The 20,109-nt window shown below is 41.0% G+C and carries 19 protein-coding genes and 1 tRNA gene; 10 read left to right on the top strand and 10 right to left on the bottom strand.

The genetic code is table 11. From position 1 onward, the window contains the following. Nucleotides 1–12 precede the first annotated feature (12 nt). Complete coding sequence (locus AC504W_RS04105; RefSeq protein WP_494876382.1) at nucleotides 13–567, top strand: Uma2 family endonuclease; 555 nt, start codon at nucleotides 13–15, stop codon at nucleotides 565–567. 49 nt (nucleotides 568–616) lie between these two features. On the opposite strand, the gene AC504W_RS04100 is transcribed toward AC504W_RS04105, so the two are convergent. From AC504W_RS04100 to psbZ, 5 genes are all read right to left on the bottom strand, one after another. Then, nucleotides 617–1,882: a glutamate-5-semialdehyde dehydrogenase gene (locus AC504W_RS04100; protein ID WP_494876381.1), complete on the bottom strand. Its 1,266-nt coding sequence runs from the start codon at nucleotides 1,880–1,882 to the stop codon at nucleotides 617–619. A 4-nt stretch (nucleotides 1,883–1,886) separates the two neighbouring features. Then, on the bottom strand, nucleotides 1,887–2,294 hold the full coding sequence (locus AC504W_RS04095) for a hypothetical protein (RefSeq protein ID WP_096583689.1): 408 nt from the start codon (nucleotides 2,292–2,294) through the stop codon (nucleotides 1,887–1,889). Between the two features lie 650 nt (nucleotides 2,295–2,944). Next, nucleotides 2,945–3,016, bottom strand: a tRNA-Gly gene (locus tag AC504W_RS04090). A gap of 193 nt (nucleotides 3,017–3,209) precedes the next feature. Beyond that, nucleotides 3,210–3,767 carry a 6,7-dimethyl-8-ribityllumazine synthase gene (gene ribH / locus AC504W_RS04085; RefSeq protein ID WP_096583691.1) on the bottom strand — a complete coding sequence of 186 codons (558 nt, stop codon included), beginning with the start codon at nucleotides 3,765–3,767 and terminating at the stop codon, nucleotides 3,210–3,212. 183 nt (nucleotides 3,768–3,950) lie between these two features. Then, nucleotides 3,951–4,139: a photosystem II reaction center protein PsbZ gene (gene psbZ / locus AC504W_RS04080; RefSeq protein WP_015111523.1), complete on the bottom strand. Its 189-nt coding sequence runs from the start codon at nucleotides 4,137–4,139 to the stop codon at nucleotides 3,951–3,953. A gap of 183 nt (nucleotides 4,140–4,322) precedes the next feature. Here psbZ and AC504W_RS04075 point away from each other — a divergent pair, with 183 nt between their 5' ends. The 3 genes from AC504W_RS04075 (at nucleotide 4,323) to abc-f (ending at nucleotide 9,600) form a co-directional block, all read left to right on the top strand. After that, entirely contained in the window at nucleotides 4,323–7,022 is a 2,700-nt protein-coding gene (locus tag AC504W_RS04075) for a CBS domain-containing protein (protein ID WP_494879550.1), read from the top strand. Nucleotides 7,023–7,045: 23 nt separating this feature from the next. Next, complete coding sequence (locus tag AC504W_RS04070; RefSeq protein ID WP_494876378.1) at nucleotides 7,046–7,639, top strand: Uma2 family endonuclease; 594 nt, start codon at nucleotides 7,046–7,048, stop codon at nucleotides 7,637–7,639. Nucleotides 7,640–7,992: 353 nt separating this feature from the next. Continuing rightward, complete coding sequence (abc-f, locus tag AC504W_RS04065; RefSeq protein ID WP_494876377.1) at nucleotides 7,993–9,600, top strand: ribosomal protection-like ABC-F family protein; 1,608 nt, start codon at nucleotides 7,993–7,995, stop codon at nucleotides 9,598–9,600. 4 nt (nucleotides 9,601–9,604) lie between these two features. Here abc-f and fghA read toward each other — a convergent pair whose 3' ends face one another. Further along, nucleotides 9,605–10,447 carry an S-formylglutathione hydrolase gene (gene fghA / locus AC504W_RS04060; RefSeq protein WP_494876376.1) on the bottom strand — a complete coding sequence of 281 codons (843 nt, stop codon included), beginning with the start codon at nucleotides 10,445–10,447 and terminating at the stop codon, nucleotides 9,605–9,607. A gap of 190 nt (nucleotides 10,448–10,637) precedes the next feature. Between fghA and AC504W_RS04055 the strand changes: the two genes are divergently transcribed. After that, nucleotides 10,638–12,884 (top strand): hypothetical protein, encoded by a 2,247-nt coding sequence (locus AC504W_RS04055; RefSeq protein WP_494876375.1) that lies wholly within the window; start codon nucleotides 10,638–10,640, stop codon nucleotides 12,882–12,884. A 268-nt stretch (nucleotides 12,885–13,152) separates the two neighbouring features. Here the strand turns inward: AC504W_RS04055 and AC504W_RS04050 are convergent, their stop codons facing one another. Continuing rightward, nucleotides 13,153–14,262 carry an S-(hydroxymethyl)glutathione dehydrogenase/class III alcohol dehydrogenase gene (locus AC504W_RS04050; RefSeq protein ID WP_494876374.1) on the bottom strand — a complete coding sequence of 370 codons (1,110 nt, stop codon included), beginning with the start codon at nucleotides 14,260–14,262 and terminating at the stop codon, nucleotides 13,153–13,155. A gap of 114 nt (nucleotides 14,263–14,376) precedes the next feature. Here AC504W_RS04050 and AC504W_RS04045 point away from each other — a divergent pair, with 114 nt between their 5' ends. Continuing rightward, entirely contained in the window at nucleotides 14,377–14,811 is a 435-nt protein-coding gene (locus AC504W_RS04045) for a hypothetical protein (RefSeq protein ID WP_494876372.1), read from the top strand. A gap of 23 nt (nucleotides 14,812–14,834) precedes the next feature. Here AC504W_RS04045 and AC504W_RS04040 read toward each other — a convergent pair whose 3' ends face one another. Next, nucleotides 14,835–14,984, bottom strand: coding sequence for a hypothetical protein (locus AC504W_RS04040; protein WP_494876371.1), 150 nt, complete (start codon nucleotides 14,982–14,984; stop codon nucleotides 14,835–14,837). A 207-nt stretch (nucleotides 14,985–15,191) separates the two neighbouring features. Here AC504W_RS04040 and AC504W_RS04035 point away from each other — a divergent pair, with 207 nt between their 5' ends. After that, complete coding sequence (locus AC504W_RS04035; protein WP_494876370.1) at nucleotides 15,192–16,475, top strand: valine--pyruvate transaminase; 1,284 nt, start codon at nucleotides 15,192–15,194, stop codon at nucleotides 16,473–16,475. 69 nt (nucleotides 16,476–16,544) lie between these two features. Beyond that, the gene (gene rimM / locus AC504W_RS04030; RefSeq protein ID WP_494876368.1) at nucleotides 16,545–17,201 is read left to right on the top strand and encodes a ribosome maturation factor RimM; all 657 of its coding nucleotides are present in this window, start codon (nucleotides 16,545–16,547) and stop codon (nucleotides 17,199–17,201) included. On the opposite strand, the gene AC504W_RS04025 is transcribed toward rimM, so the two are convergent. Together AC504W_RS04025 and AC504W_RS04020 are read right to left on the bottom strand one after the other, a co-directional pair. Continuing rightward, a complete protein-coding gene (locus AC504W_RS04025) occupies nucleotides 17,184–18,188 on the bottom strand; it encodes a serine/threonine protein kinase (protein WP_494879548.1) in 1,005 nt (334 codons plus the stop codon). The genes rimM and AC504W_RS04025 overlap by 18 nt on opposite strands. A 258-nt stretch (nucleotides 18,189–18,446) precedes the next feature. Then, nucleotides 18,447–19,337 carry an alpha/beta fold hydrolase gene (locus tag AC504W_RS04020; RefSeq protein WP_494876363.1) on the bottom strand — a complete coding sequence of 297 codons (891 nt, stop codon included), beginning with the start codon at nucleotides 19,335–19,337 and terminating at the stop codon, nucleotides 18,447–18,449. Nucleotides 19,338–19,521: 184 nt separating this feature from the next. On the opposite strand from AC504W_RS04020, the gene AC504W_RS04015 reads away from it, so the two are divergent. After that, nucleotides 19,522–19,731: a type II toxin-antitoxin system HicA family toxin gene (locus AC504W_RS04015; RefSeq protein WP_494876361.1), complete on the top strand. Its 210-nt coding sequence runs from the start codon at nucleotides 19,522–19,524 to the stop codon at nucleotides 19,729–19,731. Then, on the top strand, nucleotides 19,728–19,958 hold the full coding sequence (locus AC504W_RS04010) for a type II toxin-antitoxin system HicB family antitoxin (protein ID WP_015111512.1): 231 nt from the start codon (nucleotides 19,728–19,730) through the stop codon (nucleotides 19,956–19,958). The genes AC504W_RS04015 and AC504W_RS04010 overlap by 4 nt, the downstream gene beginning before the upstream one ends. Nucleotides 19,959–20,109 lie beyond the last annotated feature (151 nt).

Below are 20,109 nucleotides of genomic sequence, written 5' to 3'. Positions count from 1 at the left end.
CGAAAAAGTTGTATGAATCTCACTATTCAAGATGTAGAAAGACTACAACACAACCTACAAGAAGAGCAGCACGACTACCAAATAGAACTGCAAGAAGGAAATATTCTACTTATGGGGCCGTCAGATATTGAATCTAGTGAGATTGGCGCTCAGTTAATATTTTTACTTAAACTGTGGGTTAATCCTCGTAAACTTGGGCGGATATTTGACTCTAGTGGTGGCTTTATTATGCCCAATAGCGATTTACGCGCGCCTGATGTTTCTTTTGTAGCAGCAGCAAGATTAAAACGTACTGTGAGAGATTTTGCTGAGTTAGTACCTGATTTAGTAGTAGAAATAAAATCAAAAACAGATAGAATTTTTAAGTTAGAAGAGAAAGTTAAATTATTTTTAGAATTAGGTGCCAGAGTAGGAATATTAATTAATCCAGATGAATTAACTGTGAGTGTATATCGCCCCAGTGGTGATATAGAAGTTTTAGCTGGTGAAGATAAATTGACGATTGTTGAGTTATTTCCTGGTTGGGAAGTGACAATTTCTGAGTTATGGCCGCCTGTATTTGAGTAATTTTAAAAAATAATTCGTTACTCTAAAATGAGAGCGATCGCCTTACACGTTAAAACCTACCATTCCCTTGAATAATGTGCTTGACGGTAGTCAAGGTTTCCAAGCTAATAAATCCCCGACGGTGGCCTTTTTGGTTAGACATACCGAGAAATACTGAGTCTCCCCGCGAAGGGTTGCGCGAGAATCTGGGGGAAGTGTTGATGTAGGTGGAAGCGCTATTCACTCCTAAAGCAAATTGCCGACTTTCTTGATAAGATTCCGTGACGATACAGTCAGCATGACCGCTGCTATGTTGATTAATCCAAGCGATCGCCACTTCTAGGCTATCCACTAGTTTAAAGGCTACAGTCTTAGTTAAATAGGGACTGCCCCATTCGCTTTCTTTGGCTAGTTGCAATTGAGGAAAAGCTTCGACTAACTCTGCATCACCTTTGATTTCAAAGCCTTTTTCTTTCAAGCTATTCCACAGCACTGATAAAGATGATGGCATGGCTTGGCGATGAATTAATACCTTTTCGATCGCGTTCACAGGGTCTGGTTCGCTTTGATGGCTATCAAGAATCATCCAGCGTACCATCTCTAAGCTGCCATTCAGCGACCAGTAAAGGTAACAGTTGCCCATTGCGGACTTTAATACGGGACAAGTGGCTTGTCGCATCACCTGTTGCACCAAGCTAGAACGTCCGTAGGGAATTACTAAATTGAGGTACTGGTCTTGAGTAACTAAATCTCGCACTGAAGCACCATGTTCGGCGGTAACTAGTTCAACGCAACCTGGTGGTAAACCAACCTCTTGAATTGCACTTTGGAGTACCTCTGCGATCGCGGCGTTAGAATGACTGGCTTCTGTACTACCTTTGAGAATGATACTATTACCAGTTTTAATACACAAACCTGCGGCGATCGCCCCTAAATCTGGAAATGCCTCATAAATAAAACCAATCACTCCCAAAGCCATTAATTGTGAGTAACTCTGAGAGTCTTCTGGTTGATAGTCAGCATTCCTCACCCGTCGTAGGGGATCTGATAGTTCACCTAAACGTCGGAGTATTTCTACTGTTGTTTCTAGTCGTTTTGGGGTGAGTTTTAGCCAATCTAAGATCAACTCTGGCACTGCCATTTCTTTACTGGCTTCTAAATCCAGAGTATTAGCTTCTAAAATATCATCAAAAGACATTTCCAGAGCCTGTGCCATCGCCAACACAGCACGACTGCGGTCTACGCCCTTTGTAAACCCCAACTTCAGGGAAGCTTGATAAGCGCGTTTGGCGCTTTTCATTGGTTCGGGGTAATCATGTACAACTTCAACGGTCATTGAGTTAACGTCGGTAGGTAAGCCAGACCATGAGTGCTGGCAGGATAGCTAATACCACTGCCACTATTGCCCAAGCAATAATGCTAGAACCCTTGGCTAATTTCAATGCTAATGGTAGCCAAATAATCACTAACACAAAAATAATGCCAAGGGCGATGGGTAGATAGCTTTCTCCCATACGTGGATGGACAACATTCCAACTATTTCCCGTCCAGCGCCAAGCCCGCTTGTAGGGATAAGTGGTCGAAAGTTGTTCTAGGACATATCCATTATCTTGGACAACAAAGATTTGCTGACAGCGATCGCAGCCAAATGCTTCTGTAAGGGTAATCGGAACTAACCGTCCCCGACGGCGACAGGGACAGGGATATTCCTGGGTAAAATCTATTTTTTCGGGTTTTTGAGGATGCACAAGCGTTCTACTAACTTGAGCGTGATTTTCATAATTTGGAGATTTCCCGACTCAATGCGTTAGAAATTGGGTAATCTCACAATCAACTGTTTATATACATAGCGAAGTCAGGCAAATAATGCCATTATCAACAACACCATCAATTACCAATTTTCTGGAAATGGGTATATCTGTCTGTTGTTTTGTGCTGTAGCTGGCAATCTTGTTGAAGGATTTCCGGCTTTGCATCTGCGACTTTCAAGGTAATGTCATCAAGTTTTTGCGGCATGTATTGTGGTTACATATCTAATACAATTCTAAGCTTACGCGCTACTACTCCGAAAACAAACCGTTTGACAAGAAGGCTGCGTTCGCAAGCCAGTAATATCCTGAGAACACTTCCTAAATTCTAACTACCGAGCATTAGACACAAAGCAGGAGACTTTTTTAACTTATTTTCATTCTCCTGCTCATTATCTAGTAGTTGAGCAAAATATTGTGGCTGACTTCATTACCAAGAGATGCTGTTTACCTGATCAAACTTATATTCAACTAGCCACTTCTAAATCTAGTTTAATCTAGCCAAAATATAATGAGTTGAATCCAAGGATAAATACTTGGCTATTACTCACCCTATTTTTTGCTGCTTAGATATTGGTTTTATTTTTAAAAGCGGGTAACGCGATTCGAACGCGCGACATCAACCTTGGCAAGGTTGCGCTCTACCACTGAGCTATACCCGCAAACTCACATTAACTATAGTGTCAGATATATTTTGATTTGTCAACCCCTGAGTTTTAGTCAATGGTTATTTGTCATTTGTGCTTGGTCAATAGACCATTGACTCTTGACCATTGACCCCTTCCGGGTTCGCCAGTCGCTCATGGGGGAAACCCCCAAGACCGCGCTGGTTCACCATTGACTCTTGACCATTGACTACTGACTGTTAATTATTGACTCTTGACCGTGAGCAGCAGGTAAGGGCTGGGGATTTAAAGTGTACGTCTCTGTGAGGTTAGATCGTAATTTCCGCATCAGGCTGGCCATTTCTAGAGCGTTCATGGCATACTCCCAGCCATGATTAGCTTTAATCCCGGCTCGTTCTAGGGCTTGCTGCATTGTATCTACGGTCAAAATGCCAAAAATTACTGGAACTCCAGTTTGAAAGCTGGCTGCGGCAATGCCTTTGGCTACTTCCGAAGATACATAATCAAAATGGGGCGTTTGTCCGCGAATAACCGCGCCTAAACAAATGATCGCATCATAACGCTGGGAAAGTGCTAATTGACGTGCAACAATTGGCACTTCAAAACTTCCCGGAACCCAAACATAATCAACTTGATTACCGTGGGGGTTAGGGTCTACACCATGACGTTTCAAGCAATCTTGACATCCTTCCACCAGCTTTGCAGTCACAAGGTCATTAAATCGACCAATCACCACTGCAAAACGTAAGGGTTCAGTTTGAGTAAAAGTTCCCTCAAAAACTGCCATGACTGCCTCTTAATCAACTATACTCTTGCCAATATACATTTCTTCTTTGCAGATGGTTGAGATGAAGCGCACAATTATCTACTGAAAATATGGAAAAAGGTAAATTAATCAATTTACCTTTTTCTTTTGCTATCAGCTTTATGCTATTTTATTAGACTATTGCCAAGTGCCTAGACTACAAACCTAGACTACAAAAAAGTTTAATATACCAACCAACAGTACTAGGGCAATCCAAACTCCAGAACCCAGCCACAATAATCTTTTAGATTCTACCCAACTTTGTGGGGTAGCATAGGCAACAGGAACGCCAACAACCAGTACAAAAGACATCAAAACAAGAGCTACTAAAGCGAACTGGAATATTATGGTCATTTTTGCTTCTCCCAAGACAGCGTAATACTAAAGATAGAATATCCTAAAGGGCGACACTGACAGTTTTTCCTTATTTTTTAACCTAGCAGAAATTGATACACTTTGGTCAACAGTCAAAGGTCAATTGTCCATAGTCCAAATATTGACTTTTGACTTTTAACTCTTGACTTTTGACTTTTGACTATGGATTTAATTCTTTGCCACACAACGGCTGATTTTGATGCTTTGGGCGCGGCGGTCGGGCTGACTTGCTTGCTACCGGGAAGTAAGATTGTGTTAACAGGCGGCGCACATCCACCTGTGAGAGATTTTTTGGCGTTACATCGAGATGAGTATCCGCTGATTGAACGACGTTCAGTGAATCCGCAAACAATTCGCTCGATTACTGTAGTTGATACACAAAAGCGCGATCGCCTGGGTAAAGCAGCTGAATGGTTAGATTTACCCAGCGTGAAAGAAATTGTAGTTTATGACCATCACTTAGGGCAAGAGGGTGATATTCCGGCGACGCAATTGCATATTGCCCCGGTGGGTGCTTGCACAACTTTAATTGTGGAGCAATTACAACAACAGCAAATTTCTCTCACCCCATCCCAAGCCACGGTGATGGCTTTGGGTATCCATGTGGATACGGGTTCATTAACCTATGACTTATCAACAGCCAGGGATGCTTTAGCTTTGGCTTGGTTGATGCAGCAAGGCGCAAGTTTACCAGTTATTTCTACTTATCGTGATCCTGGTTTATCAACGCAGTTACAACAGCTATTAACCACAGCGCTGCAAGAGTTAGACTATCTCTGCTTACGCGGTTATACGTTGGCTTGGGTAACTTTAAAAACTGAGGCTTTTGTGCCTGGGTTATCAGGTTTAGCATCCCAAATAGTAGAGTTAAGCGAAATTGATGCTTTACTGTTAGTCAATGAATATCCATTGGGGGAAGATGAATCAAGATTAACTGTGATTGGGCGATCGCAAATTCCTGGTGTCAATCTTAACTTGTTATTTCAACCCTTTGGTGGGGGTGGACATTCTCAAGCCGCATCACTTAACCTGCGGGGAGTTGATACACAAGCAACCTTAGAAGAACTTTTAGAAGGTTTAAAAGCCTCCATTCCTCATCCTCTCACCGCTAGAGATTTGATGTCCTCGCCAGTCCGCACCATTCTTCCAGAAACTACCATTGAAGAAGCACAGCGGATTTTATTACGTTACGGACATTCTGGTTTATCTGTAGTTGATAATCAAGGACAGTTAGTCGGCATTATTTCCCGGCGAGATTTAGATATTGCCTTTCATCACGGCTTTAGTCATGCGCCAGTCAAAGGTTATATGACTATCAATCTCAAAACCATCACCCCAGATACCACCCTGCCACAAATCGAGTCGCTGATGGTGACTTATGATATCGGACGCTTACCAGTCTTAGAAGATAGGCAATTAGTTGGGATAGTCACCCGTACCGATGTCCTACGGGAGTTACATCAAAACAGTGAGGAGTTTCAAAGTTTAACTCCTCAAAACTCAAAACTCAGCACTCAGCACTCAGCACTGAATATCGCCTCACGTCTTGCACCCCAACTGTGGCAATTACTCACCAAAGCATCCCAAGCAGCAGAAAAACGCGGTTGGCATCTTTACTTAGTTGGTGGTGCTGTGCGGGACTTGTTATTAGCCGAAACAGCAGATCAATTAATGATTAAAGATATTGATTTGGTTGTAGATGGCTTTCATAAATCAGCAGATGTCGGTGCTGGGGTGGAATTAGCAAAAGCATTGCAAGAACTTTACCCAGCCGCGCGTTTAGAAATTCATGGTGCGTTTCAAACTGCGGCTTTGTTGTGGCACAAAGACCCAGAATTAAATTCTTTGTGGGTGGATATTGCCACAGCTAGAACAGAATTTTATCCTTACCCAGCTGCAAACCCTGAAGTTGAGGCGAGTTCTATTCGTCAAGATTTGTACCGTCGGGATTTTACTATCAATGCACTGGCATTGCGGCTAACTTCTCCCCGTTCGGGCGAATTACTCGATTTCTTTGGTGGTTTATTAGATTTACAAGCCAAGCAAATTCGGGTTTTACACGCCAATAGTTTTATTGAAGATCCTACCCGGATTTATCGCGGTGTGCGCTTTGCTGTGCGCTTTGGATTTGATTTTGAACCGCGAACAGAAGAGTATATCCGCTACGCCATTAATAGTGGTGTTTACGATCGCACCACTCAACACAATAGCAGAACTCCAGCTTTGCAAACTCGGCTGAAAACCGAACTGAAACATATCTTGGAAGCACCGTACTGGAAATCAGCTTTGCAATTACTCGATAACTTACAAGCTTTGCAGTGCATTCATCATACTCTCTCTTTAGATGCGGAACTTTTACGCCAACTGCGGTTATTAGAACGCTGTCTGCACAGATTTGATCCCCAACTCACCCTTGTCCACTGGCAAATGCGCCTAGAAGCTTTAATGGCCCATCTCGAACCAAAATATCGGGAAAAAGTCGCCAAAAATCTGCAATTACAAGAAGATAGCATTCATCGTTTGCAAAATTTAGCCCAAACCCAAGCAGATGTTAGGGAATTGTTACCGCAGTTGCAGCGTCCCAGCCAAATTGTGCAGTTACTGAAAAAGTATGACTTACCAATGCTGATTTTAATCGCCTTGCAAAGCCCGCGATCGCTCAGAAAACAAATTTGGCATTACTTAACAGTATTGACTCACATTCAACCCATTTTAAATGGTAACGACCTGAAGAAATTAGGCTACAAGCCAGGCCCTCAATATCGTCAAATTCTGGATGATATTCTTGCCGCTACGTTAGATAGAGTAATTACAAATAAACCCGAAGCTGAACAATTCTTGAGTACAAACTATCCCAAATAACCAGTTATTTTCAAGATAAAATTATGCAAATCAAAACACAAAAAAAACGCTACACTCCAGAAGAATATCTCCAACTAGAAGAGACATCCGAATTTAAAAATGAATACTACGATGGGGAAATTGTACCAATGGCAGGTGGAACTACAAACCATAACGAAATTTCTTTAAACTTCTGCACTAATTTCAAATTTAATATGCGGGGTAAACATTACAAAATCTATATGGGTGATGTAAGATTGTGGATATCTCGTTACCGCATCTATACTTATCCTGATGCTATGGTGATTGAAGGAGAACCAATATATGAAGGAAATAGCACTACTACAGTCACAAATCCTCAAGTAATTATAGAAGTATTATCTAAATCAACACAGAGCCATGATAAAACTGATAAATTTAGATTTTACCGTTCTATACCCACTTTCAAAGAATATATTATCGTTAATCAATATGAATATTTAGTTGAGCATTACGCTAAAAATGCTAATGCTCAATGGGTATTAACAGAATACGAATCATTAGATGCAGTTTTATCACTCCAAACAATAGATTTTGCAATTCCTTTAAGTGACATTTATGAAGGTGTGAACTTGTCAGCAGTTGGAGAAGAAATTTAATTTTTGTGAAACATACTACATCTGTGTGAAGATTCTTCGCTTTCCGTAATGCTTTTGTGCTACACTGTAGTCTATATCAAACCTCATCACATAATCATCGAGATAGCTGAAATGAAGTAGTACCAGACAAAAATTGTCAAAACCGAATAAATACGCCAAGTTTGACAGGGTTACTTCAAATAATCATGAGCTAGAATTTTTGTTTTTATCTTCAATATTGTGAGTTTAACCACATTTATCCGTGGTTGATTATTGATGTAGATCCGATTGCATCGGAATATTTTGTCTATTCAATTCGCCCGTAATCTTTGTGCATAGATGGGTGAAAGTTGATGATTTGAGGTTTGGTAAGAATGCAGAAAAAATCAATATTAATCGCTGAGAATTTAAGTTATGAAGTCAGTGATATGCAGCCATTGTTTTCAGGGATTCAAGGAAGTATTGTAATAGGCGATCGCATTGCTTTAGTTGGTCGCAATGGTGTTGGCAAATCAACTCTATTAAAGATAATTGCAGGACAGATTCAGCCTAAATCTGGTTCGGTGTTTCGGCAGGGTAGTATTTACTATTTACCCCAAATTAGTACTATTCAAGAATCAATTAATGCAGATACAGTATTGAATTATTTAATTTCAATTGCTGATGAATGGTGGAACATTGAAGAGATTTTGCAAACCCAATTCAACACAACCATTGATTTATCATTACCAATGGCTAATTTAAGCGGTGGAGAATTGACAAAATTATTTTTGGCAATTGGTTTAGCACAACAGCCAAACTTACTGTTGCTAGATGAACCAACAAATCATATAGATTTGCCTGCATTAGAAAGCTTGAGACAGTTTCTGGTAAATTTTGCTGGTGCTTATGTCATTGTCTCTCACAAACCTTTTTTCTTAGATCAAGTAACTACTGCGACTTGGGAACTTACTCCCAATCAATTAAAAGTATATGGAGGCAATTTTTCTGATTATCGACAACAAAAGCAAATAGAATTAGAAGTGGCAATGCGATCGCACGAAGTAGCCAGAAAGGAACTTAAACGCACCCAAGCAGCCGCGATGCAAGAACAGCAACGCACCGCCCAAGCACAACGTAACGGTCGAGCGAAGTTTCTCAATGGTAGTATTGACAGAGCCGCTGCTGGCTCAATGAGAACTCAAGCTCAAGTCTCAGCTGGTACAGCTAAAAAGAAGCATGAAGCAGCTGTAGCTAAAGCTACGCAAACAGTCAACGAGACAAAGATTAAAACTACCAAAGTCACAAGTATTCATTTAGAGGAAAGCAATCAGAAACGCCGGAATTTAATTGATATTCAAGGTGCAAATCTTTGGATATCTAATCGCCTGCTGATTCAAAATATCCAATTGCATCTTTCTTCAGGTGAACGCATTGCTATTATCGGGGCGAATGGTTCTGGGAAATCGACTTTAGCGAAAGCTATCTTGGGGATGGAGAAGGAAACAGTGTTATTAGAATCAGGTGAAATTTTAATTACACCTGTCATGAAAGCTGTTTATCTCGACCAAACTTATCAACTCGTAAATCGTCAGCAGACAATTCTCGAAAATATGCAATCTGCTAATTCCAATTTGAGTTATCAGTTATTGCGTCAACAACTAGGACACTTTTTATTTAAATATGATGATGTGCATAAATCTACATCTGTGTTGAGTGGTGGCGAGTTGGCTAGACTAGCTATCGCTATGATTAGCATATCCGAAATCGACTTGCTCATTCTCGATGAGCCAACTAATAATCTTGATATTGAAACTGTAGAACAAATGGTCATCGGCATCAATGAATATCAAGGCGCTTTATTTGTCATTTCTCATGATATTAATTTTTTAAGTCGCATCAATATCAACCACAGTTGGCAAGTGAAACAGCAAAGTTTACAAATGACAAGTTATTTACCCAATCATCTTGAGCAATATTATCAAGAAATTGGTCAGTGTTGAAGTTTTAATTCAGCGCGATCGCATGATGACGAATGTGGTCAGCAATAAAACTAGCAATAAAATAGTAACTATGGTCATAACCAGCTTGGTAACGTAAATTGAGGGGTTGATTTACAGATACACAAGCTTGTTCAAACATTTCTGGTTTTAGTTGTTCAGTTAAAAATTTATCTGCGGTACCTTGGTCAATTAAAATGGTACTGTGATAGCCTAATTGTTTGATTAATTCACTCGCATCATAAGCACGCCAATTATCTTGATTATTGCCTAAATATCCACTAAAAGCCTTTTGTCCCCAAGGACAACTCATCGGTGCAGCGATGGGTGCAAAAGCAGACACCGATTTATATTGTTGGGGGTTACGTATAGCACAAACTAAAGCCCCATGTCCCCCCATTGAATGACCAAAAATACCTTGTTTATCTGCTTGGATGGGGAAGTTAGCTGCAATGATAGCAGGTAATTCTTGGACAATGTAACTATACATTTGATAGTGCGATCGCCAAGGTTCTGCGGTAGCATCAACATAAAATCCTGCACCTGTGCCGAAATCCCAAGCATCATCTTCACCTGGAATACCAGTATTGCGGGGGCTAGTATCTGGTGCTACCAACATTAAACCATGCTCGGCGGCGTAGCGTTGCGCCCCAGCTTTGACTATGAAATTTTCTTCTGTACAAGTCAAACCAGACAAAAAGTAGAGAACTGGTACTGATTTGTGTGTTGCTTGGGGAGGCTGATAAACAGCAAAGCGCATTTCACTGTTACAAGTTGCAGAAGCATGAGAGTAAAAGCCGAGTTGACCGTCAAAGCATTTATATTCGGAGATAATTTGCAGATGCGTCATGATTGCCAAATTTTTAATTTAAATTCTGGAATAGCTGAAATTTAACTTGTAACAAATAGTTGGCGATCGCAACTTTAAAGTGCGTAATTCAAGCATAATGAGATGTCAAATACACAAGCAGCAACTTTGCTCAAATTTAGGAATAAAACAGCAAAAAGACTGCTAAAACAATTATTGCAGGCTTGAAACAATGTACTCCAAAATACGTAAACCATATCAAAACGCTTCTTCTTCAGAATCATCAAGTAAAAATCCGTTTGCGCCACGTAGTTTTAAAGTTCCTTCTTCGGAAGAAGAAAAGCTCGAAGCACAGCAACAACCCAATTTACAAAGTACCAGAAAGTCTGGCGATGGTTTTCCAAATGTCTCAATGTTTCTTCCGCGTCCTCCAGCCGCACCACCACAATTGCAGATGAAACTCACCATTGGGCAACCTGGAGATAAGTTTGAACAAGAAGCGGATAAAGTAGCGGCGGATGTAGTGCAGCAAATGAATGTCCTTCAACGCCAGGAATTGGTAGAGGAAGACAAACCCCCAAGGTCGCTAATGACTCATGAGTTGACCCATGTAGTGCAGCAAAATAAGGATGCGTCAAAATTTCAAAATCCTGTAGAGCTAGAACAAATTAACCAAGCCATTATTCAACGTTGTTTAAATCTAGATGACCCATCCTGGGAAGCATCAATTTTTAGTTACTTGGTATCTTATGATCCCAAGAAAGCTAAACAAACATTACAAGATGCGTTTACAGAACTCAAAGACCTAGTTTCTCGTATTGAGGAATCTATCTCTATACTCAAGGAAAACAACTTTGTATCAGACCTTTCTCAGTTACAACAATTTATTGAAACAGCTAAAGCAAAACCAAAAATTACATATTCTGAAGGTCAAGACTTATTAAAACAGATCAAGCAACACAAATCTGCCGCAGAACAACTAGAAGAAGAAGTTGAAACTGCTATAGAGCAACAGAACATCGAAGAACAAAAACAGAAGGAACAAGAGGAGGAAAACAAAAAAGCCGAACTTAAACGACAAAAAGAAGCAGAAATCCAACAGCAAAAAGAAGAAGAACTCAAACAACAAGCAGAACTTAAACGACAAGAAGAAGAACTCAAACAACAAGCAGAACTTAAACGACAAGAAGAAGCAAAAATTGTTGCTGAACAAGAGGCACAAAAAAAAGAAGAAGCAAGGAAGAAAAAACAGGAGAAAAATCGGATAAAAGCCGAAGCAAGAGCAGAAAAAAAACGGCAGGAACAAGCAGCACAACAAAAGGAAAAAGAAGCAAAACAAAAGCAGTGGGAAATAGAACGCGAAGAAAGAAGGAAACGACAAGATGAGGAAGAAAAGAAACGACAAGCAATAGAAATGCAACGTCAGGAGGAAAAACTTAAAAAACAGGAAGAAGAACGTAAACGCCAGGAAGAAGAGAATAAGAATAAAAAAGAAAAGATAGATCAGTTAATAATTGAAGCTCAACAACTACAACCGCAAATAACAAATAAATCAGTCAACGATGTAACCAAAGAGTTACAAAATGCTTTCACAGCAGAATATCAGAAGGCTTATAAAAATATACAAGGTAAAGATCCAGCGGCTGATCAATCAGCCATAGAGACATTTAAGAAAATAATTCCGATCACAACTCAAATTTATAACGAATCGCAGAGCATTCCCGCCAACGAGATGCAAATGGCACTGAAAAATTCATATATTAACAGCTTGTGCAATGATCTTAAGCAGACCATTTTGGGAGATAAAGGAATTAGTGCAACGACTTTGGAGCTTGTCAGTACATTCAAAAAAGAAATTAGTAAAATATGCACATATTACAAAGAAATAGAGCAACTAGGACTAGAAAATAATACAATCCAGCATAAGGATAACTATCCATCTGAATGGAAAAAAGAAGCAAACGATGCATTTACACAATTAGACACAAATAAAAATAATTATAACAAGAATGACTTGGGACAATCTATCTCCCAATTCCAAAAAGCTCATGTTCAGCAATACTACAAATATCTTGATAAAAAAGCTGGAGTTGAGGCTAGGAAATTAGCTTATGCAGAAACAGTGGAAGGTAAATTTAGGCAAAACCCATCTGTTGAGGATCTGGAAAAACTTGTCAATGATGGGGAAGTTACAATAGGAGAAATTACAAAAGCTTACATTTCAAAATGGGATGATGAAAAACTAGGTGAATTCTCAATTGAATGTCCGTTAAAAATAGGGGTAGAAGAGTATAAAAACGTGGTAGTTCATGTTCACTGTAATTCTGATGGCAGTGCTAAACCTGGAAATGGCGCGCACTTTAAATTAGCTAATGATAAATACGATGGAAAGACTTGGGAATTGTCGAAAATGTTGAGGGATAATCTCATTCCATCCGAATATGCAATGCGTAATGCAGGAGAAACATTATTTAAGTAACTACTTGAATACGTTTTAAATTTTAACATTCCTGTGAGGGTTAAGAAGATTCAATGAGAATTTTATCTTAACTGTATTAGTGTATAGACAAGCGATGGAGTTGTGATTGCAACATCTTCCGAAAAGCACGTTTAGTTTGAGTTTCTCCTTGAGTTTTGCATTGCGCTAAAAACTCGTAAACCATTGATTTAGTTAATATGGAAAATGTGGCACTAGGCTTGGTAGATATGGGGCGTGGTTTCCCCGCCCTTAACAAAGATTGCTGAATCTAAAACGTTACAACACTGCGAATAGATTCACCTTTGTGCATTAATTCTAAAGCATGATTAATTTGTTCAATTGGCATGACATGGGTAATTAAATCATCGATATTGATTTTGCCATCCATATACCAATCAACAATTTTTGGTACATCTGTGCGTCCTCTTGCACCACCAAAGGCTGAACCTTTCCAGACTCTACCTGTAACTAATTGAAACGGACGTGTGCTGATTTCTTGTCCTGCGCCAGCTACCCCAATAATGACGCTGACACCCCAACCTTTATGGCAGCATTCTAATGCTTGACGCATGACTTTGACATTGCCGATACACTCAAAGGTATAGTCTGCACCGCCTTTAGTTAAATCAACCAAGTAACTAACTAAATCACCTTCGACTTCTTGAGGGTTGACAAAGTGCGTCATCCCAAACTTTTCGGCTAAGGCGCGCTTGCTGGGATTAATATCTACCCCCACAATCATATCGGCTCCTACCATCCGCGCTCCTTGGATGACGTTTAAGCCAATACCACCCAAGCCAAACACGATAACTTTTGCTCCCGGTTCTACTTTGGCGGTATAAATCACTGCACCTATACCTGTGGTGACACCGCAACCAATGTAACAAACCTTGTCAAAAGGGGCATCTTCTCGAATTTTGGCAACGGCGATTTCTGGCAATACTGTGTAATTAGCAAAGGTGGATGTACCCATATAATGGTGAATCATTTCGCCACTGATACTAAAACGACTAGTACCGTTGGGCATTACGCCGCGTCCTTGAGTAGAGCGTATTGCTTGACAGAGATTGGTTTTGAGGCTGAGACAATATTCACATTGGCGGCATTCTGGGGTGTAGAGTGGGATGACATGATCTCCTGGTTTGACACTGGTAACACCAGCACCCACCTCGACTACTACACCAGCGCCCTCATGACCTAAAATGGCGGGAAATAAACCTTCAGGATCAGCACCAGACAGAGTATAAGCATCGGTGTGACAAACTCCCGAAGCTTTAATTTCTACTAAAACTTCTCCTGCTTGTGGCCCTGATAATTGCACTGTTTCGATAGTTAGCGGCTTACCCGCGCCGTAAGCTACTGCTGCTTTAACATCCACGCGTTAGCCCTCCTAATATATAAATTTTAACGGCGTTGTTGACACTGGGAATGAATTGTCATTCTGAACGTCACAAAGTGTATCGCGTCTACGTTCTGCGTTACTGCACTCAGCATGATACAACAAAAATTATCTTGCAATTATCCAACGTCGCAATTCGCAATTACAAATTGGCATAACGTCAAAACAGAAGTTGCTACAGCTTGCGCGAAACACGCAAATGCGAAAGCGGAAGTTGCTACAGCTTGCGCGAAACACGCAAATGTAAAAGCAGAAGTTACTACAAGGAAAGTGGAAGTTGCTACAGCTTACGCGAAACACGCAAATGTGAAAGCGGAAGTTACTACAGGGAACGCGGAAGTTGCTATAGCTTGCGCGAAACACGCAAATGTGAAAGCGGAGGTAAAATCTCTTGCCTTAAAATTTATTTTCAGTCTCATAGCAGAAGTCTTAAAGGATGTTTTAAAAGTGGTTGGTTATGTTTATCGGCACTTACAGATCCCCCCAACCCCCCTTAAAAAGCTACAGTGTACACACAAGCTTATCTGATCTCCCTAAATCCATATCATTTGCTACAACGGAGGGAACCTCCCTTCGGGTGACGCTCCTAACGTCGCTACCGCTTCGCTAACGGCAGTTCCTTCTCCTAATCGGAGACGCTGCGCGTAGCTTGCTTCCCCGTAGGGGTACAAGTCGGCAAAGCCGCCCAACGGACTGCTCACCGCAACGCAGTGGCTACCCTTAAAAAGGAGGATTTGAAGAAAATTCTGAGGGTTGACAGATACACTACTGGATATGAACTAAAATTGCATTTTTTTGTGAGATTGGTACATTAGTTACAGGCGGCAAACGTGGAAGATGATATCTATCCGCCGCATGAATTTTATAATTTTGTCAACCCCTCAATTATTCATAATTTTGCAAAGCTTATGAACCCTGCCCTAACGAAAATTGGCGCTCAAATGTCCAACCTCACTGGTGTACGAGCGATTATGAAGGACATTGTAGAAACGTTGCAAGCGAGTCAGGGGCAGGAATTAATTAATTTAAGTGCGGGAAATCCGTTGATTTTGCCAGAGGTGGAACAGTTGTGGCGGGATGCAACAGCAGAACTGCTGGCGAGTTCGGAATATGGAGAAGTGGTTTGTCGATATGGCGCAAGTCAAGGTTATGCGCCTTTGATTGAAGCGATCGCTAATGACTTCAACAAACGCTATGGTTTAAACTTAACCTCTCGCAATATCTTAATTACTCCCGGTAGCCAAAGCCTTTATTTCTATGCGGCAAATGCCTTTGGTGGCTATGACATTAATGGTGGACTGCGACAAATTGTTTTACCACTGAGTCCCGACTATACAGGTTATGGTGGTGTTTGCTTGTATCCAGAGGCTTTAATTGCTTACAAACCAACTCTGGATATAGACGCGGCTAACCACAAGTTTAAGTATCGCCCTGATTTCAGCCAATTGTCGGTGTCAGAACAAACTGGCTGTATTATCTTCTCTCGTCCTTGTAACCCCACAGGTAATGTCCTCACAGCCGATGAAGTGCATAAAATTACGGTTCTAGCGGAAACTTACAATGTACCTGTGTTGATTGATTCTGCTTACGCGCCTCCCTTCCCAGCTTTGAACTTCACAGAGATGCAGCCGATTTTTGGCAAGAATATTATTCACTGTATGAGTTTATCTAAAGCCGGATTACCAGGGGAACGCATTGGTGTAGCTATTGGTGATGAAAAATTCATTCAAGTGCTGGAGTCCTTCCAGACAAACTTGTGTATTCATGCTTCTCGTTATGGACAAGCGATCGCCGCTCGTGCGATCAACTCCGGTAAACTAGTAGATATTGCCGCCCAAGTTATTCGGCCTTTTTATCAAAACAAATTTGCAGTTCTGGAAAATACTCTAGACACATCTATGCCGAAAGATTTACCTTGGTTCCTCCACCGTGGTGAAGGCGCTATCTTTGCGTGGTTGTGGTTGAAAGATTTACCCATCACTGATTGGGAATTTTACCAAGAACTCAAAAAAGTTGGGGTAATTGTGGTACCTGGTAGTACCTTCTTCCCTGGTTTACAAGAAGAATGGCCTCACAAACACCAATGTTTACGCATTAGCTTAACAGGCAGTGATGCTGAGATTGTACTTGGGATGCAGCGTCTTGCCAAAGTCGCAGAACAAGTTTATCAGCAGGCGGCGGTGAGTGCGTAAGGAGGCAGAAGACAGGAGGTTTTTCAACTTCCTGTTATGCGCTGTCTTTACTAAATTGGATAAATAGGAATGAATAGCGAAGAGACAAAAAAACCGAAGAATAGTAGGAAAGCGCAGGGCAATAAAAAAAGCAAAAAAACTCAATCCCCAAATGCTAATCCAAAATCTACAATCCAAAATCTAAAATTAGATGATTGGTTAGCAATTGGTAAAATTGTTGCGCCTCAAGGGTTGGCTGGAGAATTACGAGTGTACCCAGAAACGGATTTTCCTGAACGCTTTGAAGTACCGGGAACACGTTGGATGTTGCGTCCTGGGCAAACAGAACTACAAACTGTAGAATTATTGGATGGTCGTTACGTCGAGGGCAAAAATTTATACGTGATTACCATAGCTGGCGTAGAAACGCGCAACCAAGCTGAGGAATTGCGTGATTGTAGATTATTTGTCCCGGCAAGCGATCGCCCCGAATTAGGCGAAGATGAATATCATGTTGTCGATTTAATTGGTTTGGAAGTTTATCTACAAGCATCTGGTGAACTGTTGGGGAAAGTGGTAGATGTGATCCCCGCAGGTAATGATTTATTAGAAGTAGAATTACTCAATCATGAAAAAGCCAACAAAAAAGTTTTAATTCCCTTTGTCAAGGAAATTACACCCGTCGTAGACATAGCATCTCGGCGCGTGGAAATTCTACCACCGCCAGGTTTACTGGAAATCAATTAAAGATTGGTTTTCTTCAAACTGCTGGGTTGCACCACCGGGTTGTGAAAAAACTAACGTTGTGACTGCTACTGCGCCCATCCCCATAACAGCTAAAGCAAACATAGCTGTGCGTTTTTTCAACTTAATCGCCGCCATTAAAACTTCGATAATAGAAGCCTTACCCGTAACGGGAATTGACTTGAGTGCTGTTAAAGCAACTGCTGCATTGGGATAGCGGTCTTTCCAGTTAGGTTGCACTATCGTCAACAACCATGAACGAAAACCTGGATGAAGATGAGGTGCTAATTTGGGAAATCGTAAGCTGCTATCACTAATTTTCACGGTATGAGTATTAGTGAGTAAGCAAATCAATGTTGCCCCAACACTATATAAATCTGAAGCCTGTGTCAAAGCATAACCAAACTGTTCTTCTGGGGGAATAAAACCAGGAGTCCCTGTGGATAAGGTAGTTAAAGCTATTTTGGTACTTTGTCGGCGAGCCAAACCAAAATCAACTAAATAAGCATTGAGTTGCTCATCAACTAAAATGTTTTCTGGTTTAATATCCCGATGAATAATTGGGTCAACTTGCTGTTGCAGATAAACCAAAATTTCTAAGAGTGAGATGGCTATCTGCTTAATTTCCGTTGCCGAAAAACTACATTTTGTTTTCAAAGATATAGCTTGCTTATACTCTTGCACTAAATAAAAATTCTCTGCGGTGGCAAAAGAATTTATGTAGCGAGGAATGCGAGGATGTTGCAGTTGCTGTAAGAGAGCAATTTCACGTTCGTAAGTTTTTGAACCTGACCAATCAGTAGTTTCATGGTCAATACTGAACTCTTTAATGACTACTGGTTGTTGAGATTGACAATCATCAGCAAGGTAAACAATGCGTCCTGCTTCGTGATTACGTGCAAGTTCTCGAATCACTTGATAGCCTTGCACAGAAAAATCTGGATGCTGACTGACGGGAATTTTCCCTTTATTACGCACATCAAGCTCCATTACACACCACCTGAGTTTGATTTTGTCAAGGTGCCATAAGATAAAAGGTACTCACCCGGCAAATGAAGTGTGAAATAATGCGATGTGCAAGTTATTCTTAAAACCCCTCTCCAAACCTCTCCCCGCAACGGAGAGAGGCTTTGAGTCTTGCTCCCCTTCCTTGGTAGGGAAGGGGTTGGGGGTTAGGTTTGAGATAAAATTGCACACAGCACGAAGTATAAAATATAACGATTAAATTAACACTTCATACTTCATACTTCAGACTTGTGTTAACCAATTAATCATTTGAGTGTTGACAAGCTCTGGAACTTCGTCGTGAGGACAATGACCGGCGTTAGGAATGGGAACAATTTTGATATCTTTGCCATTCGCCCGCGCCTCTTCGTAAATCTTCGCCCCAGTAATTGGTGTCCAGGGATCATCAGCACCCCAAATCACTAATAGAGGACGTTCCACTTTGGGTAAAAGTTCCTCTGGGCTAGGGCCAGGAGGTGCAGTTAGGATAGATGCAAAAACTTGTTGCGCGCCTGGATCACAAGAGGGTGTATAAAGTAAATCAACTAATTCATCAGTGACAGCGGCGCGATCGCGGTAAACTTGGTACAAGGTGCGGCGAATTTGGGCTTTTTGGCGAATGCGGTTAAAGACAAATTTACCAGTAATAGGCGATCGCACCACTTTATTAAAAGTAGCCATCACAATGCGTAGCGGTGGGTTCAATTCGTGGGGACGATGACTCAACCCACCCGCAGAATTAATCAAAACCCCACCAGCGCTAATTTCTGGATGTTCTGTTAACACTATCAAGCTAATCAATGCACCAATAGAGTTACCAATAAATACCGCAGGTTCTTGAATATGCGCCGTCCAAAAATCCTTGAGTAATTCCACCCAGATTTCTACAGAGTAATTCAGCAGCGGTTTATCGGAACCACCAAAACCCAACAAATCCACTGCATATACCTTATAACCAGCATCAGCTAACACGGGAATATTTTTCCGCCAATGTCCGATAGAAGCCCCAAAGCCGTGAACCAAAACCAAAGGCTTGCCTGTACCCATGACAGTATATTGAATTTTATGCCCCTGCCAAGCCCAAATTAGTTTTTCTAAAGTAGTTGAAGATAGCTGCTGTGTGGTTCCAGTCATTATTAAGATTCCTAAACTATTACTTTATATAGTAAAGTCTAGAGAATTTTGGGCAGAGCGCTGATGTGTTATTTGAGAAAGTACCTTAAAAAGTAGGCGATCGCACTATTCTGCTCGATGATTATAATACGCGAGGAGTTGATAGCTAAGGGGCAATGCCAAAAAAATCAGAGAATTAAAAGTAATGGTGGCAAAAGCTGGGTATATCCTTCAGCCAGGACGAGGCAAAGGAAGTCATACATTTTGGAAACATCCAATGCTACCGGAAGAACCCCTTACTATTCCTGGCAAAGATGGTGATGATGCTCCACTATATTTAGAAAGAGGTATTCAACGAGTACTGAAAAAGTTGGAAGAACTCGAAAAACTTGCAAACGAGGAAGATGAGGAATGATCTATCACTACAGCATGGTGATTCAATGGTCACAAGAGGATCAACTTTTCTTAGTTCACTTGCCTGAGTTTCCCTGGCAACAATTTCATACTCATGGTAGAACTTACGAGGAAGCTGCCAAAAATGGTCAGGAAGTAATTGAAGCTTTTGTAGAAATGCTGATTGAAGATAATATACCACTGCCAGAACCGCGAATGTTGCCTACAAAACCGTTGCAAGTTGCTTAAAGATTTTACTCAGCACTAATCAAGGATTTGGGGACAGGTGTAGGGGTAGACTCACAAGTGTAGATTTTTAATCAGATTTCCATTACCCCTACACCCTCACACCCATTCTTAACAAGTCGTGAAAGGGTAAGCGATCGCTCGCTATATTGTT

Source organism: Nostoc sp. C96, from assembly GCF_059384975.1.
This window is presented reverse-complemented; position numbering and strand designations above follow the sequence as displayed.